At 64.8% G+C, this 16395-nt stretch carries 11 protein-coding genes; 4 read left to right on the top strand and 7 right to left on the bottom strand.

Annotated elements, in window-relative coordinates:
- Positions 1-65: 65 nt before the first annotated feature.
- The 4 genes from L1O03_RS06475 to L1O03_RS06460 form a co-directional block, all read right to left on the bottom strand.
- Complete coding sequence (locus L1O03_RS06475; protein ID WP_236118634.1) at positions 66-974, bottom strand: CPBP family intramembrane glutamic endopeptidase; 909 nt, start codon at positions 972-974, stop codon at positions 66-68.
- Between the two features lie 125 nt (positions 975-1099).
- Positions 1100-1714: a MazG nucleotide pyrophosphohydrolase domain-containing protein gene (locus L1O03_RS06470; RefSeq protein WP_236118633.1), complete on the bottom strand. Its 615-nt coding sequence runs from the start codon at positions 1712-1714 to the stop codon at positions 1100-1102.
- A gap of 52 nt (positions 1715-1766) precedes the next feature.
- Positions 1767-5453 carry a transcription-repair coupling factor gene (mfd, locus tag L1O03_RS06465; protein ID WP_236119194.1) on the bottom strand — a complete coding sequence of 1229 codons (3687 nt, stop codon included), beginning with the start codon at positions 5451-5453 and terminating at the stop codon, positions 1767-1769.
- A 14-nt stretch (positions 5454-5467) separates the two neighbouring features.
- Positions 5468-6145: a TetR/AcrR family transcriptional regulator gene (locus L1O03_RS06460; RefSeq protein ID WP_236118632.1), complete on the bottom strand. Its 678-nt coding sequence runs from the start codon at positions 6143-6145 to the stop codon at positions 5468-5470.
- Between the two features lie 898 nt (positions 6146-7043).
- Between L1O03_RS06460 and glmU the strand changes: the two genes are divergently transcribed.
- From glmU to L1O03_RS06445, 3 genes are all read left to right on the top strand, one after another.
- Complete coding sequence (gene glmU, locus L1O03_RS06455) at positions 7044-8567, top strand: bifunctional UDP-N-acetylglucosamine diphosphorylase/glucosamine-1-phosphate N-acetyltransferase GlmU (RefSeq protein ID WP_338026133.1); 1524 nt, start codon at positions 7044-7046, stop codon at positions 8565-8567.
- Complete coding sequence (locus L1O03_RS06450; protein WP_236118631.1) at positions 8564-9541, top strand: ribose-phosphate diphosphokinase; 978 nt, start codon at positions 8564-8566, stop codon at positions 9539-9541. Before glmU ends, L1O03_RS06450 begins: the two co-directional genes overlap by 4 nt.
- A gap of 103 nt (positions 9542-9644) precedes the next feature.
- Positions 9645-10778, top strand: coding sequence for an AI-2E family transporter (locus L1O03_RS06445; protein WP_236118630.1), 1134 nt, complete (start codon positions 9645-9647; stop codon positions 10776-10778).
- A 3-nt stretch (positions 10779-10781) separates the two neighbouring features.
- On the opposite strand, the gene L1O03_RS06440 is transcribed toward L1O03_RS06445, so the two are convergent.
- A complete protein-coding gene (locus tag L1O03_RS06440; protein ID WP_236118629.1) occupies positions 10782-11621 on the bottom strand; it encodes a class C sortase in 840 nt (279 codons plus the stop codon).
- Positions 11622-11813: 192 nt separating this feature from the next.
- On the opposite strand from L1O03_RS06440, the gene L1O03_RS11610 reads away from it, so the two are divergent.
- Positions 11814-13604 carry a SpaA isopeptide-forming pilin-related protein gene (locus tag L1O03_RS11610; protein WP_236118628.1) on the top strand — a complete coding sequence of 597 codons (1791 nt, stop codon included), beginning with the start codon at positions 11814-11816 and terminating at the stop codon, positions 13602-13604.
- 120 nt (positions 13605-13724) lie between these two features.
- Here L1O03_RS11610 and L1O03_RS06430 read toward each other — a convergent pair whose 3' ends face one another.
- Both L1O03_RS06430 and L1O03_RS06425 read right to left on the bottom strand, forming a co-directional pair.
- A complete protein-coding gene (locus L1O03_RS06430; protein ID WP_236118627.1) occupies positions 13725-14600 on the bottom strand; it encodes a class C sortase in 876 nt (291 codons plus the stop codon).
- 30 nt (positions 14601-14630) lie between these two features.
- Positions 14631-16235, bottom strand: coding sequence for a SpaH/EbpB family LPXTG-anchored major pilin (locus L1O03_RS06425; protein WP_236118626.1), 1605 nt, complete (start codon positions 16233-16235; stop codon positions 14631-14633).
- Between the last annotated feature and the right edge of the window lie 160 nt (positions 16236-16395).

Raw genomic sequence — 16395 nt, 5'->3', positions numbered from 1 at the left:
TCCTACCGGCCCGCGCCCCGCAAGAATAGTTGGCCGGTGAGGAGGCTCCGCGCGAGCGCCTGAGACTAGATCCCCGCCATCGCTTTCGCGGTGAGCACCAGCTCGGCGAGTACGTAGGCCCACAGCACGGCATCACGCCACCAGGGATGGGCTCCTGCGGCCTCGCGCTCCTCCTCGCCCGGCTCGGTGACGGGACGGGCCGCGCGGGCGTCGGGTGCGCGTCGAACCTTCATCTCCGCGATGAGGAGAATGATCCCGATGATGATCGCGGCGACCGTCACGAGGGCAACGACAAGGTTGCCGAGGTGGGCCTCGGAGCCGGCGTTCGTCGAGGTGAGGGAGGAAGCCAGGGTGTCCCAGGAGTTGGAGAGGATGTGCGCGCCGATCGCGTAGCGCAGGCCCCACGTCCAGGCGATATAGCCGAGCAAGAGGCCCGTGCAGAAGGCCGAGATGCCCTGCTCCAGATCGTGGTGGGTGAGGCCGAAGCCGATCGCGCTGAGGACAATCGCCAGGCCGCGGCCATAACGCGCCAGGACCCCCAGGGCCGCGCCGCGCCAGACGAGCTCCTCAATGACGGGGCCCACCAGGCAAGCGTAGAGCACTCCCCACAGAGTCACGTGAGAGGTCGCGACGCCCACCCCGGTGGACGTCGACCACCCGAGGGCCCCGCACAGTTTGCCGACGAGCCCGGCGAGGATCCCCCCAACGATGGAGACTGCAATCGCGGCGAAGACCAGGCCCACCGCACGGAGCACCGAGAGGTCGCGCCCGCGCCAGCGGAGTTCCTCGCGGAGGAAGGGCCAGCCCACCGCGAGGAGAACGGGCACGGCGGTCACAAGGGTGATGACGGCAAGTCCGGCATCCTCATCGAAGCCGTCCGGCAGAAGATAGCTGCGGAACAGCGCAAACAGTATGGTCTGGCAGAGCAAGCCGAAACACAGGCGTGTCAGCAGGGGGCGGCGGGTGGTGGGCATATCACGTCCTCGCGTCCTAGGGTGTCGGGAAACAACGACCCCAAAACTAGCATGAAATTTTGCTGAAAAACCCGCCCTGAACTGCACTTCAGGAAGTTCCTGAGGAGCTGCCAGGCAGTTGGCAGCTAGTGGCCCTTCTCTGAGTTTTTGCCCTCAGCCCACAGCCGTTCTTGCTCCTCCTCGGAAACGGGAATGACAGTGCCATCGAAGAGGTAGGGCGAACGCACGCGCATCTTTTCCACGAAGCTGCGGGCGACATCCCCCAGGTCGAACTCGCCGCGGCGATCCGCGATTTCCGCATGGAAGAGCACCTGGAGGAAGAGGTCCCCCAGCTCCTTGCGGAGCTCCTCGCTGGAGGCGCCCGCGGAGACGGCCTCGCAGAACTCCTCGGTCTCCTCGCGCAGGTAGGGCAGCAGGCTCTCGTGGGTCTGCCGGGCCTCCCACTCCCCCAGGTCCAGAGCCCGGCTCATCACCCGGCGCGCCTCCTCCAGCGGATCCTCGCGGCTGGGGGCCTCGATAACGCGCTCCCCTCTCTCGACGCGCTCGAGCACCTCGGGGTCCTCCCTATTCGTGCTCACGAGGGTGCCGGTCCCGAGCTCCTCCGCGCCCGCCAGGTCGCTCACGTGCCAGCGGACGGATATTGGCACCTCGCCCGTGTAGGTGATGGGCGCGCGCAGCGCCACCACCCCGTCCATCGGAATCTGCGTGGGCCAGCGAGGATCAAGCAAGAGTACCGTCATGGCCCTCTAGTCTAGGGGGTTGGGCGCTCCTGAGCAGCGATGAGACCTCGGCTTACTCCGAGACGCTGTAGATCCTGCGGCGGCGCGGGCGCTCACTGCGGCCCGAGGGCTGCTCCGGGCTGCGCGCCTCCCCGGTTCGGACGTCGACGCCCTCCCGCTGGAACATCGCGGCGAGGAAGTCCGCCACCCACTGGAGGATGTCCTCGTCGCGAAGGAGCGGGTCGGTGACATTTCCGCGGCCCGCCTTCGGCTGGGGGACGGCGATGACCTTGGCCGCCGGGCGATACGTGGCCCCCGGGAAGAGGCGCTTGAGGCGGACCTGGCCGGAGTCGGGAAGCTCCACCGGGTGGATTTTCAGGCGGGTGCCCTGGACCCCAATATCCGTGATCCCCACCTCGCGGGCGAGGTGGCGCAGACGGGAGACACTGATGAGGCGGGTGACCTCCGGCGGGAGCGCGCCATAGCGATCCTCCATCTCCTCGCGCACCACGCGGATGTCCTGCTCGGAGCGGCTTTCGGCGAGCTTGCGGTAGATCTCCAGGCGCAGGCGCTCGGAGTTGATGTAGGCCTCGGGGATGTGGGCGTCCACCGGCAGGTCGAGCTTGATTTCCTGCGGCCCTTGGTCGGTGGCGTCGAGGGGCTTGCCCTCCGCCATCGCGCGGAAGGTCTCCACCGCCTCCCCCACGAGCCGAACGTAGAGGTCAAAGCCCACGCCCGCGATGTGCCCGGATTGCTGCGCGCCGAGGACGTTCCCGGCGCCGCGCATCTCCAGGTCCTTCTGCGCGACGGCGAGCCCCGCGCCCAACTCGTTGTTCTGGGCGATGGTCGAGAGCCTGTCATAGGAGGTCTCGGTGAGCGTCTGATCCTTGGGATAGAGGAAGTAGGCATAGCCGCGCTCGCGGGAGCGCCCCACCCGGCCGCGCAGCTGGTGCAGCTGGGACAGCCCCATGTGGTGGGCGTTTTCGACGATGAGCGTGTTCGCATTGGCGATATCGAGCCCCGTCTCCACGATGGTGGTGCAGACCAGGACGTCATACTCCCGATCCCAGAAGCCCTGCACGGTCCGCTCGAGGACGTCCTCGCTCATCTGGCCGTGGGCGACGACGATCCTCGCCTCCGGGATGAGGTCCCGCAGCTTTCGGGCGCGCTGCTCGATGTCCGCCACCTTGTTGTGGATGAAGAAGACCTGGCCGTCGCGGAGGAGCTCCCGTCGGATGGCCGCCGCCACCTGCTTATCTTCCTCGGGGCCCACGTAGGTGAGGACCGGGTGGCGGTCCTCTGGCGGCGTGAGGATCTGGCTCATCTCCCGGATGCCGGCCATGGACATTTCCAGGGTTCGCGGGATCGGGGTGGCGGACATGGTGAGGACATCGACGTGCGTGCGCAGCGCCTTGATGTGCTCTTTGTGCTCGACGCCGAAGCGCTGCTCCTCATCAATGATGACGAGGCCCAGCTCCTTCCAGTGCACACCCGTCTGCAGGAGTCGGTGCGTCCCGATGACGATGTCCACGCTGCCGTCGGCAAGACCCCGGAGGATCTCCTTGGCCTCGCTGGCCGTGGTGAAACGGGAGAGCCCCTTGATGGTGACGGGGAAGCCTTCCATGCGTTCGCTAAACGTGGCGAGGTGCTGCTGGGCCAGCAGGGTCGTGGGCACGAGCACGGCCACCTGGCGCCCGTCCTGCACGGCCTTGAACGCCGCGCGGACGGCGACCTCCGTCTTCCCATAGCCCACATCGCCAACGATGACGCGGTCCATCGGGACCGGCTTCTCCATGTCGGCCTTCACCGCCTCGATGGCGAGCATCTGGTCTTCGGTCTCCACGAAGGGGAAGTTGTCCTCCATCTCCCGCTGCCAGGGGGTATCCGGGCAGCAGGCGTGGCCCGGCGCGGACTGCCGCTTGGCATAGAGCTCGATGAGCTCACCGGCGATCTCGCGGACGGCGGCGCGGGCCTTCCGCTTCGTGTTCTTCCAGTCCGAGCCGCCCATCTTCGACAGCTTCGGCGCCTCGCCGCCCGTGTAGCGGCTCAGCATGTCGAGGCTATCCATGGGCACCCACAGCTGGTCCGCCGGCTGCCCTCGCTTGGACGCGGCGTACTCCAGCACGATGTATTCCCGACGCGACGTCCCGTCGCCCGTCTTCACGGTGCGCTCCGCCATCTTGAGGAAGCGCCCAATCCCGTGGGTTTCGTGCACAACGTAGTCCCCGGTGCTGAGCGCCAGCGGATCAACACGGTTGCGGCGCTTGGCTGGGCGTCGCTTGGCGCCCGCGATGTCGCCGACCCGGTTGCCCGTCAGGTCCGTCTCCGTGATGACGACCAGGGGCAGGGCCTCCGCGTCCTTCAGCTTGCGCACCTTGGGGAACACCAGCCCGGCGTGGGACAGCGCCTTGTAGAGCGTGACCTCTCCCGGGGATGGCTGCCAGCCGGGCGTCGCGAGCTTATGGGGAATGCCCTGCTCGCCGAAGCGCTCCTCCATGCGCTTCATCGCACCGCGCGTCGGGGCGATGAACGCGGCGCGCCCGCCCTGCTGGGTATGAAGGCGCAGCTTGTCCATCATGGACTGGATTTCGGTGAGATCACCGCGGGGGGTGGGGCCGGGCTCGTAGGTGAGAGGCACGGTCTCCGAGTCATCCCCCACGAACATGCCGGGCGGGGTGAAGGTCCACCACCGGATACCGTCTCGCTCGGCGCCCGCCGCGAGAGACTCATAGCTGCGATACGAGGAGGCGCTGAGGTCAAGGTCGCGCGCCGCCGCCGGACCTCGAGCGCCCATCGCCGCGGCTTCCCACCCGGCTTCCATGAACTCCGTGTCGGTGGTCTGCAGGTCAGAGATCCGAGTGCGGATCTTCTCCGGGTTGCACAGAACCACGTGGCTGCCAGCGGGCATGAGCTCGGTGACCGGCCGCAGCGGAACATCGCTGAGCACCGGGATGAGCGCCTCCATGCCCTCCGCTGGGATGCCCTCGCTGATGGAGGTCAGCATGTCCGTCAGCGTCGGGTTGCCGGTGTGCGTCGGCAAAAGCTCCGCCGCCCGGCGCGCCACGGCCTCCGTGATGGGCAGGGCCCGGGCCGGGTAGATGCTCACCTCGTGGAGCTGCATCTCCGGGATGGTGCGCTGATCAGCGACGGCGAAGTGCCGGATATCGCTCACTTCATCGCCCCAGAACTCGATGCGCACCGGGTGGCTCAGCGTGGTGGGATAGACGTCGAGAATCCCGCCGCGTACGGCGAACTCCCCGCGCCGCGCCACCATGTCCACCCGCGAGTAGCCGCGGAGAACGAGCTGCTCCTGGAGTTCGTGAAGGTCGTGCTCGTGCTCCTCCTCGATGTGAAGAGGCGCGGTCCCCTCCGCCCCATCGGCGAGCGGCTGGCACACCCCGCGGGCGGCGGTGAGAACGACGTCCACCTCGCCGCGACGCATCCGGTCGAGGGCCTCCGCCCTCAGACCGACGCTCTCCACCCCGGGACTCATCCGCTCATGGGGCAGCGTCTCCCAGGACGGGAACCAGGCCACGCGATCACCAAGCATGGCGCGGAGCTCGGCAGCAAGGTCCTCCGCTTCACGCCCCGTCGCGGTGACAACAAGGACGGGGTTCGGGGAACGCTGGGCAAGCGTGCCGATAGCCCAGGGACGAACCTGGTCCAGCCCGGTGAGGTGAACCGCCGGGTCCTCCAGGATCGCGCCGAGGCCCTTGAGCCCGGGATCAGTCGCCGCGACCTTGAGCAGGCCGGAGAGCATGGGGGTGGGCACCGTTACGCTTCCTCCTCAGTGGGTTGGGGGCTAGTGGGGGTGGCGGGCGCCGGGGTGGTGGCGTCGTCGTCCTCGGGGATGGACACGAGGGTCGGCTCCTTCTTCATACCAGCGAGCCCGTTCCAACACAGGTTGACGATGTGCGCCGCGACCTCTTCCTTGGCCGGCTCCCGCTCATCGAGCCACCATTGGGCGGTCATGGAGACCATGCCGACGAGGGCCTGGCCGTAGAGAACCGCCACCTCGGGGTCTAGGCCCTGGCGTGTGAAGGCCTGCGCCAGGATATGCGAGACCTGCGCGACCGCCGTATTGAGCATGGTGGAATAGGAGCGATCACGGCCGGGCACCATGTCTCGGCCGAGGAGAAGGAAGCCGTCGGTTTCCTCCTCGACGTACGTGAGCAGCGCAAGGACCGCGCGTTCGATGCGCTCGCGGGAACGGCCATCCGCCAAGGATGTGGTGATGACCTCCTCGAGGTGCCGCATCTCCCTGTCCATGATGACGGCGTAAAGCCCTTCCTTACCGCCGAAGTGCTCGTAGACGACGGGTTTGGAGACCCCCGCCCGGGAGGCAATTTCCTCCACGCTCGTCCCCTCGAATCCGCGTTCGGCGAAGACTTCCCGGCCGATGGAAATCAGTTGCTCCCGGCGCTCGCGACCGGTCATGCGCTGTCGAACCATACCCACCAGATTAACGCGCCCACCTCCCCCTCCTTCAATTTCACTGAGTGGGGAGCATGGGCTACACTCGGATGACGCGCGGAGACGCGTGGTTCCCCATGGTGTAATCGGCAACACTACGGTTTTTGGTACCGTCATTCTAGGTTCGAGTCCTGGTGGGGAAGCTTCATCATCATCGGCGGGATCGGGGGATCACGTATTCGTCCTCCCTGTCCTTGTGGCAAGTGCTCGTGCTGAGCCGACAGCCCTGATCCATCGCCGGTGACGCTTATCCCGCAGATCTATTGTCCGCCCCCGGGGCGTGAATAACCCTCCGTGTTTTCTTTTTCCTCATTCAACGAGGACCGAATTAAGCCGTACCCGATCATCGATAAAGAAATTATCATGATCGGGATGGACGTCAATATTCCCGACTCCGAGTTGACGGCAACAAGGAAATAGATCTCACATGCGGCCATAACCATCGCGCACGACACGCACGTTATACCCACAACGTGGAACACACGTACCACCGAGCACTTATCCAGATTTCGCACAAGAATAGCGAGCGGTAGGGCTGCACCTATCCACAGGACCGTGGCCCAGAGTATTCTTCCACTTATAGTGATAAAGCTCCCGAGTATAATAACCGCGGACAGTATCGCCTGAACACAATGTTCTACTCTCATTGGACTTTCTCCTAACATATCACGACGATCCCCTGATGAAGAGGGCCTCACTGCCCCTCCGTAGACGACTATTCCGCCAGTTATTTCGAGTACTTTTCATACGGCGGGTCGCAGAGTTGGCAGCACCCTACCTCCTCGGCCCCATCGACTCAAGGCCTCTTCCGCGAGAGAGCGGTGCGTTATGCTTTCCCAAGAACCTTGTCCCCCACGTGTGGAGGTAGACACCTACTGTGAGCAGCTCAGCAACAGACGCGAAGGGCTCGGCACGGTCCGCCGGCCAGCCGTGCGCGGTGGTTATTCTGGCAGCCGGCCAGGGCACCAGGATGAAGTCCGCGCTTCCCAAGACTCTCCATACCATTGGGGGACGCTCCTTGTTGTCCCACAGCATTCACGCTGCGGCGGGGATGGAGCCGGAGGACATCGTGGTGGTCGTGGGCCACGGCCGGGAGCAGGTTAGCGCAGCGGTGGCGGAGACGGCCGAGGCTCTGGGGCGGGAGATTGACGTCGCCGTCCAGGAGGAGCAGAAGGGCACCGGGCACGCGGTGGGCTGCGGGATGGAGCCGCTCGAGGGGTTCTCGGGCACCGTCATCGTCACCAACGCGGACGTGCCCCTTCTCCGCGCCGAGACACTTTCCCAGCTGCGCGCCGCGCACGAGGAGGTCCCCACCGCCGTCACCGTCCTCACCATGACCGCGGAGGATCCCACCGGCTACGGGCGCATCGTCCGCAACGAGGAGGGTGAGGTCACGGCCATCGTCGAGCAGAAGGATGCCGACGAGGCCACCCTCGCCATCACCGAGGTGAACTCCGGTGTCTTCGCCTTCGACGCCGCCATCCTCCGCGACGCGCTCACCCGCCTGGACTCGAACAACGCGCAGGGAGAGCTCTACCTCACCGATGTGCTCGGCATCGCCCGTGCCGACGGCCACCCCGTCCGCGCCCACCGCGCCGCGGATGCCCGCGAGCTCGCCGGTGTGAATGACCGCGTGCAGCTCGCCGCCGCCGGCAAGGAACTCAACCGGCGCACCGTGGAGGCCGCGATGCGCGCCGGCGTCACGGTCGTCGACCCCGCAACGACGTGGATCGGCGTGGACGTGCGCATCGGAGCGGACACCATCATCCATCCCGGGACGCAGCTGTGGGGAGAGACGACGATCGGCTCCGGCGCGACCATCGGCCCGGATACCACCCTGGAGAACATGGAGGTGGGCGATGGTGCCAGCGTGATCCGGGCCCAGGGCAGTGACTCGGTGATTGGCGCCGGGGCAACCGTCGGCCCCTTCACGTACATCCGGCCGGGCACGCACCTTGGTGAGGACGGGAAGCTCGGGGGCTTTGTGGAATCGAAGAACGCCACGATCGGGCGCGGCACAAAGGTTCCGCATCTCACCTATGTGGGGGATGCCGATATTGGAGAGTATTCCAACATTGGTGCATCCTCAGTATTTGTGAACTACGACGGCGTGAACAAGCATCACACCACCGTTGGTTCTCACGTCCGTACCGGCTCCGACACGATGTTCATTGCCCCCGTCACCGTGGGCGATGGCGCCTACTCCGGTGCGGGTACAGTGATCAAGGACGACGTTCCTCCAGGAGCGCTCGTCGTCTCCGGCGGACGACAGCGCAACATCGAGGGATGGGTCGCCCGCAAACGGCCCGGCACTCCTGCCGCGAAGGCAGCGGAAGCCGCCCAGCAAGCCCGCCCAACGACGAACCCGACCGACCAGGAAGGCGAGACCTCTCAGTCATGACCGCCCATTGGAAGCAAACGCACAAGAATCTCATGCTCTTCTCCGGGCGCGCACACCCGGAGCTCGGCGAGTCCGTGGCGAAGGAGCTCGGCATCGAGCTGACCCCCACCACGGCGCGCGACTTCGCGAACGGCGAGATTTTTGTTCGCTTTGAAGAATCTGTGCGTGGCTCCGACTGCTTCGTCCTGCAGTCTCACACCCAGCCGCTCAACAAGTGGCTCATGGAACAGCTCATCATGATCGATGCCCTCAAGCGCGGCTCCGCGAAGCGCATCACCGCTGTTCTCCCCTTCTACCCCTACGCGCGGCAGGATAAGAAGCACCGCGGCCGCGAGCCGATCTCCGCCCGCCTCGTCGCTGATCTCCTGGCCGCCGCCGGCGCGGACCGGATCGTCTCCGTGGACCTGCACACGGACCAGATTCAGGGCTTCTTCGATGGCCCGGTGGATCACATGCACGCCATGCCGATCCTCACGGACTACATCACCTCCAAGTATCCGCTGGACAACATCTGCGTCGTCTCCCCCGATGCCGGCCGCGTGAAGGTCGCCGAGAAGTGGGCCAACACCCTCGGCGATGCCCCCATGGCCTTCGTCCACAAGACCCGCAGTGTCGACGTCGCCAACCAGGTCGTCTCCAACCGCGTCGTCGGCGACGTGGCGGGCAAGGACTGCGTCCTCCTCGATGACATGATCGATACCGGCGGAACCATCGCCGGCGCCTGCCGCGTCCTCAAGGAGGCCGGCGCCCGCTCCGTCGTCATCGCCTGCACCCACGGCGTGTTCTCGGGCCCGGCGCGCGAGCGCCTCAGCCAGTGCGGCGCAGAGGAAGTCATCACGACGGACACCCTCCCCCAGAACACCGAGGGCTGGGACAACCTCACCGTCCTGTCCATCGCCCCGCTGGTGGCCCGCACCATCAGTGAGATCTTCGAGAACGGTTCGGTGACCACCCTCTTCGAGGGCCAGGCCTAAGGCCTCGCACCGCCGCGAACTCGAGCGTCGCGGGACATCGTCCCCACGCTGAACGCCCCGCCTCTTCCGGCGGGGCGTTCGTGCATGGCGTACAAATGGACCCATGACACCTCTGGAGCGCCTGCGCCGCGATATCCCCTACCCGGTCCTCCTCGCCACCGCGTGGGCCGGATGCATCATTGTCATTGGGGTTGCGCTCTGGGGGCTCTCTCATGTGGCAAGCCGGCTTACCCCGGTGATCGTTCCGGTGGCCGTCGCCATCCTCCTGGCGGCCATGCTTGAGCCCGTGGTCCTGCTCCTCCACCGGCGCTGCCACGTGCCGCGTTCGCTGGCGTGTCTGATCTCCGAGTTCGGCCTGCTCGCCCTCGTCGTGGCGGGGTTCACGCTCGCCGGTGCGCAGGTGACCTCGGGGATTCGCGAGCTCGTCGACGGCGCCGGCACCGGCGTGGACACCGTGACTTCCTGGCTGGAACACGGCCCCCTCCACCTCAGCATCCCGGCGGAGATCAACATCGTTGAGCAAGCGCGGAAGCTCACCAGCTTCGCGGGCACGGGGGCCAGCGCCCTCGCGACGGGCGCGCTGGAGCTGGGGCTCACGACGGCCGACGCCATCGCGGGATTCCTCATCACCCTCTTCGCCCTCTACTTCTTCCTCTACCAGGGCCGATCCATCTGGCGCTTTAGCCTCAACTTTGTGCCCTCCTCCGCCCGGCGCCGGTTCGACGAGGCCATGCGCGCCGGCTGGGAGTCCCTCGGGGCCTACGCCCGGATGCAGATTGGCGTGGCGGCCATCAACGGCGGCGGCATCGGCATCGGCGCGTGGCTGCTGGGGCTGCCGCTCGTCGTGCCCATCACGGTGGTCGTGTTTCTCTGCTCATTCGTCCCGATTCTGGGCGCGCTCGTCTCCGGGGCTTTCGCGGTGCTCATCGCGCTCGTCGATGGCGGCTTCTGGATGGCCGTCATCATGCTCATCGTGGTGTGCGGGGTGCACCTCGTCGAGGTGCACCTCCTCCAGCCCTTCCTCATGGGCCACGCGGTCCGGATCCACCCGCTGGCGGTGATCGTCGTCGTGGCGGTGGGCACCTACCTCGCCGGCCTTCCCGGCGCGCTCTTCGCGGTGCCGCTCACGGCCATGATTAACTCCTCCGTCCGCCGCGCACGGGCGCTGAGCCGCGAGGAGGAGGCCGCGGAGACCACCGCCGATGTCAGCGCGCCGCCCACGGATCCCGACGCCTAACGCCTAGCCGGCACGATGCCGGTGCGCGCCCCGTCCCCGGACACTCCGTGCTACTTCCCAGATCAGCCACAGCAGCAGGATGGCCACCACGACACACACCGCGGTCATCCACCATTGCCAGGGAACGTGGCGTTCCTCAAGCGTTGTGAGATCACCGCTCTGCGCCTCCACGCGATGCGCGTGAACGAGTAGCCGGTGCGTGTTGCTGCCGTAGGGGGTGCACGTGATGAGGGTGAGGAGGTCCTCCCCCGGCTGCGCCGCGAGGCTCTCCGTCTGGTCCGGGAGCACCACCTCGGTGGCATGCACCTCATAGACCATCTGTTCCCCGCTCACGTCGAGGATGATCCGCGCACCCACCTGCACGTCCGTGAGGTTGTCGAACATCGTTGCCGACGTCATCCCGGTGTGCCCCGTGAGCGAGGCATGGGTTCCTTCCCCTCCCACCGGCAGCGAGGTGCCGTAGAGGTGACCCACTCCGTGGGCCAGGGAGTCTTCCCCGCTGCCGTGGCGAATGGGAAGGTCCACGTTGATGCTGGGGATGACGATTCGCCCCATGATGTCATTCAGGGCGAGCTGGCCGAGGTACTCGCGATACTCGGGGTCGGTATCGGGGTTTCCCGCCTCCCAGGGATCGGAGAGCGGACGCACGGGGTGGGTAGCGTTCCACGCTCGCGCGGCGGCGAGGTTCTCCGCGAGAAGCTCGTCAGTGCGGGCATCCGCGTCCGCGCTATAGCTGCGGGCTTCCTCCTGCTGCTGGATGTTTGACCACGTGGAGGTAGCCACGGGGTAGAGCACAATCCCTATCCCGATGAGCACCACCAGGAGCGAAATGACCCGGCGCATCACTCGACCTTTCTCTTTGCGTCACGGTTATGCTACCGGAGCGCGGACCTCCCGTTTTCATTCGGGAAAGGTTTGTACATTCTCTTTTCCTCGGCTACACTTTAGAGGCACCATCTGTTGGAGAGGGGGAGTCTCCCGACAGCTGGTTCTTAGGCATCGCCTTTAACCAACCAGCATTTCGAGGAAGACATCGTGTTTCAGAAGCTCCCCGTGAAGACGACCTATCGTGCTCCCGTCACCGCCTCTGTGATGTGTCTCGGCCTGGTGATGGCCACCCCGGTCACCCTCGCTGATGAGGAACCGACCCCCACCACAGCCTCCTCCGCCCCTGTGAGCAGCACCTCTGCAGTGCCCGCTCCCTCGCCGGCCGCTCCGGCCCCGGTCATCGCCCCGGCTCCGGCCCCCGCGCCGCAGCCCGTGGCGGATTCCGCGATCACCCTCCAGCGCCTTCGCTCAGTCGCCGTGGGTGATCGTTCCCATGATGTAACTGCCCGCATCGCCCCCATCAACGACGAGTCCTCCCCCGGCCTCGTCGCCTTCTACCGCGTGGGCGGGCGCGGCAGTGTGGAGCGCGTCGAGAAGGTTGCCGTCGACGGCGTCCGCACCTCCGCCAATGTCGTGGGCATCCACCCCGACGAGCGCGTCCTCGTGAACGGCGTCCCGGTCCGGGCGGACGTCATCGTTCTCGACCTCTCCTCCTGGCAGATTCACGATCCGTCGACGCTCACCTTCCGTCTCATCCTCGATGACGAGGGCGCCGACGGGGCGAGTTATCACCTCGGAACCGACCGCGTGGCGGCCCACCTGGGGCTCACCACGCCGCGCCCGAGCAGCAGCTCGGCCGCTCCCTCTTCCTCGACGAAGGCGAGCTCGTCGTCCTCGGCCTCCTCCTCCGCCTCGGCTTCGGCATCTGCGAGCAGCAGCGAGAGCTCAAGCACGAGGAGCAGCAGCTCCACCTCGAGCAGCTCGGCCAGCGCGAGCCCCTCAGAAAGCACCTCGGAGACGGCGCGGGGCCGCGAGCGCGCGGCCAACGTCGGCCCCGATGAGGAATGCTTGAAGAGCATGGTGGAGAAGTTCCCCGGAACCAACGAATTGGCCTATTGTCGTTTGAAGGTGGAGAGCTCCAACAACATTTTCACGGCCAGCCCGCGCACCTTCACCTTGGAAATCCAGGATGATTCCCAGCTGCAGGCCATCTCCATCCTGCCGAATGGCGGCGACTTGGACCCGAACGGCTACGGGAAGATGGATTCCCTGGAGATCAACGGGAAGGTTCTTGATCCTTCCTCCTACCAGCACTCCTACTTCAAGGATGAGCAGAAGAACTCTCACCTGTACATCCTGCTCAACACCCCCTTGGATGTGGACCCGGGGACACAGGTCACGGTGAAGATCAGCGGCGTGTCCTGGGGAACCCCCAAGGATGCGAAGGACTACACGGTGGGCCTCTTCGGCGCGAAGGAGGGCGCGGTGGACCCGGAGAAGGCGCCCTTTGAGCTCTCGGTGTATAAGTACGGCACCAATGAGAAGGGCGAGGTGGATTTCTCCTCCGAGCCTATCGAGGGCGCCGAGTTCCGCCTCTATAAGTATCAATACGTCGACGAGGGCAAGGAGCTCTACACCGAGCCGCGCACCCTCACCGCTGGCGAGGGGAATGCGCTCACGCTGAAGGACGTGGAGCCGGGGATGTATGCGCTGACGGAGTCGAAGTCTCCCGAGGGCTATGAGTTGCTCCCGGAGGCGTTCATCTTCGAGGTTGTGGACACGGGGAGCGCTTATGCGATGAAGCCGGCCCGCGAGTATTCCTTCATTCAGTGGGGCGTGACGGATGGAACGCACGGTGAGGTGAGGATTGCAGATATCCGCCGGACGGGTTCTTTGCCGAATACGGGCGGTATGGGCGTGTTTGCGCCGATGTGTGCTGGCCTCGCGGTGATCGCTCTTGCTGTCGTTTTGGGGCGCCGGCGCTCTCGTGGTGTGTAGGCCTGGGGTAGTTCTGGGGCTTGAGGTAGACGTCCCCTCGTGAGGGAGCGTGAGGGGATGCGGCAGCCCCCACCCGGCTGGTGCCGGGTGGGGGCTTGCTTGTGCGCTCAGTGCGTGGTGTTAGCTTTCTGAGCGTTGACGCTTGGTGTTGGTGATGATCCAGCGGATGAGCAGGATGAGAACGATGAGCCCGAGGAGGAGGCTCACGTACATCCACCATTGCCAGTGGAAGCCGGATTTCTCCATGGCTTCAAGGTCTTCCGGTTCGAGGGGAACGCGGTGGGCGTGCACGAGAAGCCTGTGGGAGTTGATCCCATAGGGGGTGCAGGTGATGAGGGTGATGAGGTCTTGGCCTTCGACGGGCTTCAGCGAGTCAGTTTCTTCGGGGAGGACAATCTCAATGTCGTGTACCTCGTATTTGAGTTTCTCGTTGTACACGTTGATGTAGATGGCGTCCTTCTCATTGATGTTCTTGAGGTTGTCAAAGAGAGTCGCGGTGGATAGCCCCGTGTGGCCGGTGAGAACTGCGTGGTTGCCTTCTCCCCCGATGGGGAGCCCGGAGCCATAAAGGTGGCCGACGCCATGCTTGAGGGTTTCCTCGCTGGACCCGTGGTAGATGGGCAGGTTGATGTCGAGGCTCGGGATCTTGAGCTGCGCCATTGCTGGGGCGTCGTTGAGTTGTTGGAGGTAGTCCTTGTAGTCCGGGTCGGTATCGTCGAGCTGGGTGAGCCAGGGGTCGAGGATTGGGGTGTCCCGGTGGCGGGAGTTCCACTCACGGGCGCTGGCGAGCCGATCTTTGAGGACTTCTTCGGGTTGTTCTTGGGTGAACTTGGCGTACTCGTTGGAGGCTTTGTTCTGGACGTAGTTGTTCCAGTTCGTTGATACCAGGGGGTACAACATGATGGTCAGGCCCACGAGCACAAGAAGGACCGTCACCCAGACCCTGCGACGATTGTCCTTCGTGCTCGAGGAGTCGTGAGTGACGGTCTTCTTCATGTATAGAGGTTCCCTTCCGGGCTGGGGATGTTAGCTACGGGAGCGGCGGGCGAACCAGACACCCACACCGATCACCGCGGCACCGATCGCCATGAGGATACCGATACCCATGCCACCCGTGGCAGGAAGCTTCGGGGCGACGCTGGAGATGTTCTCCACCTCCACAGACTTCTGGGCGGCCAGCGGAGTACCGGTGGCGCTCTCGCCAGCAGTGAGATCAGAAGACTTGAAGGTGATCATGATGGGATCGGGGCGGAGCTCATAGCCTTCAGGGGCCTGGGACTCCACCAGGCAGTACTGGAATCCATCCTCATCGACGGCGTTATTGGCGAAGTCGGTGACGTGAATACCGTCGATAGTGATCTTGCCGTTCTCGTCGCTCTCCCACTCTGCGGCGCCATTAATCGTCAATCCAGGGGCCGAACCCTTGCCCACGCCACTAACCGGGTAGTTATAAATGTAGGTGCCATCAGCTCGGCAGAGGTGAAGCTTGAACTTGGCGCCCTTCAGAGGCTTCTTGTCCTCGCCCGTGTACTTGAAGATGTTGAGCGCGCCGTACTTCGTCACGACCTCGTTGGACTCGGACTCATGACCGTTGGTGATGAGGCTACCGGTGTTCTTCACGTCGCCTCCACCGAAGGCCTTGACCGTCGCGGTGACGACAGTCTTCACCTTGGTGTCTTTACCCGCCTTGCGGGCGTCCGACAGCTTCTTCATGCCGGCTTCCGTGAAGGTCACCGTGGGGTTGGGATCCGTGGTGAGAGTGTAGTCGGTTTCCTTCTCCAGTTTGGTATCACCGATGGAGGGAACCATGTCCTTGAAGGTGAGCTTCTCCGTGTCGAGCTTGTCCACGACCTTGTACTCAGTCACGCCACCTGCCGGAATATCCGTGGTGATGGTGTAGGAGATATCCTCACCAGCGTCTGTATACAGGGTATCCGCAGGAGCGAGGGGGTGCTCTCCGCGATTCTCGTACTCCGCGAAAGGCCTCTTGTCCTCCACGGTCTTCTCCACCGTCACGGTGGAGTTCTTGGGCATGACCTGCGGCGAATAGTTCCACATGGTGCCCTTCTGATCGGTCATCGGGAGGTAGACGAGGAAAGGAGCCGCCGGGATGATCTGCCCTTCGACAGGGGTGCCGTCCGCGAGCGTCGCCTTGGAGGTATCAGTCTCCTTCACCAGATAAAGCCCCACAGGCAAGGACCGAGCCTGGGCGGCACCAACCTTCTTCTCGGTAGTAACCTTTGCTACTTCCGTCAGGCCCTTTTCCTCTGCCTCGGCCACCGTCAGCTTAGCCGCCTCGGCATACTTCTCGTGGGTACTGAGATCCACATCGTTGACTCGGTACACCGTGAACTCGACGCCGAGGACGGCCACGCCGGTGTCATCGGTGACCCTCGAACTTACCTTTCCGGTAGGATCCTGCAGCGCATTCGGGTTGAGGCGCTTGAAGATCGTGATGTTGCCCTTTCTATTCGCATCAATCAGCTGACTCGGGAGCTGATAAGCGATGGCAGCATGCGCCTCGGGAGCAATGCTAGTGACCGTGGGAGCAATCACCAGACCAGAGGTGGCGAGGGCTCCGACAGCCATGATCGAAGCAAGAGATCGACGGAACTTCAACGATGTACCCATTCCTGAGTCCTTCTTGAGTGGTTGGTATGACTCGCACGCCGGAGACGAACGATGAGGGAACAGAGGGAGGCTCGCAAGTTGGGGGAGAACTCGCTTCGCCACAATGTCACTCGTGGAAAGGCTGCACCCTTCTACAGGGACAATCGCCTAGACCAAACCA

It is taken from the genome of Corynebacterium uropygiale, assembly GCF_021568315.1.
Taxonomy (GTDB): Bacteria; Actinomycetota; Actinomycetes; order Mycobacteriales; family Mycobacteriaceae; genus Corynebacterium; species Corynebacterium uropygiale.
Note: the sequence above shows the minus strand (reverse complement) of the source record. Positions and strands in the feature narration are given on the sequence as shown.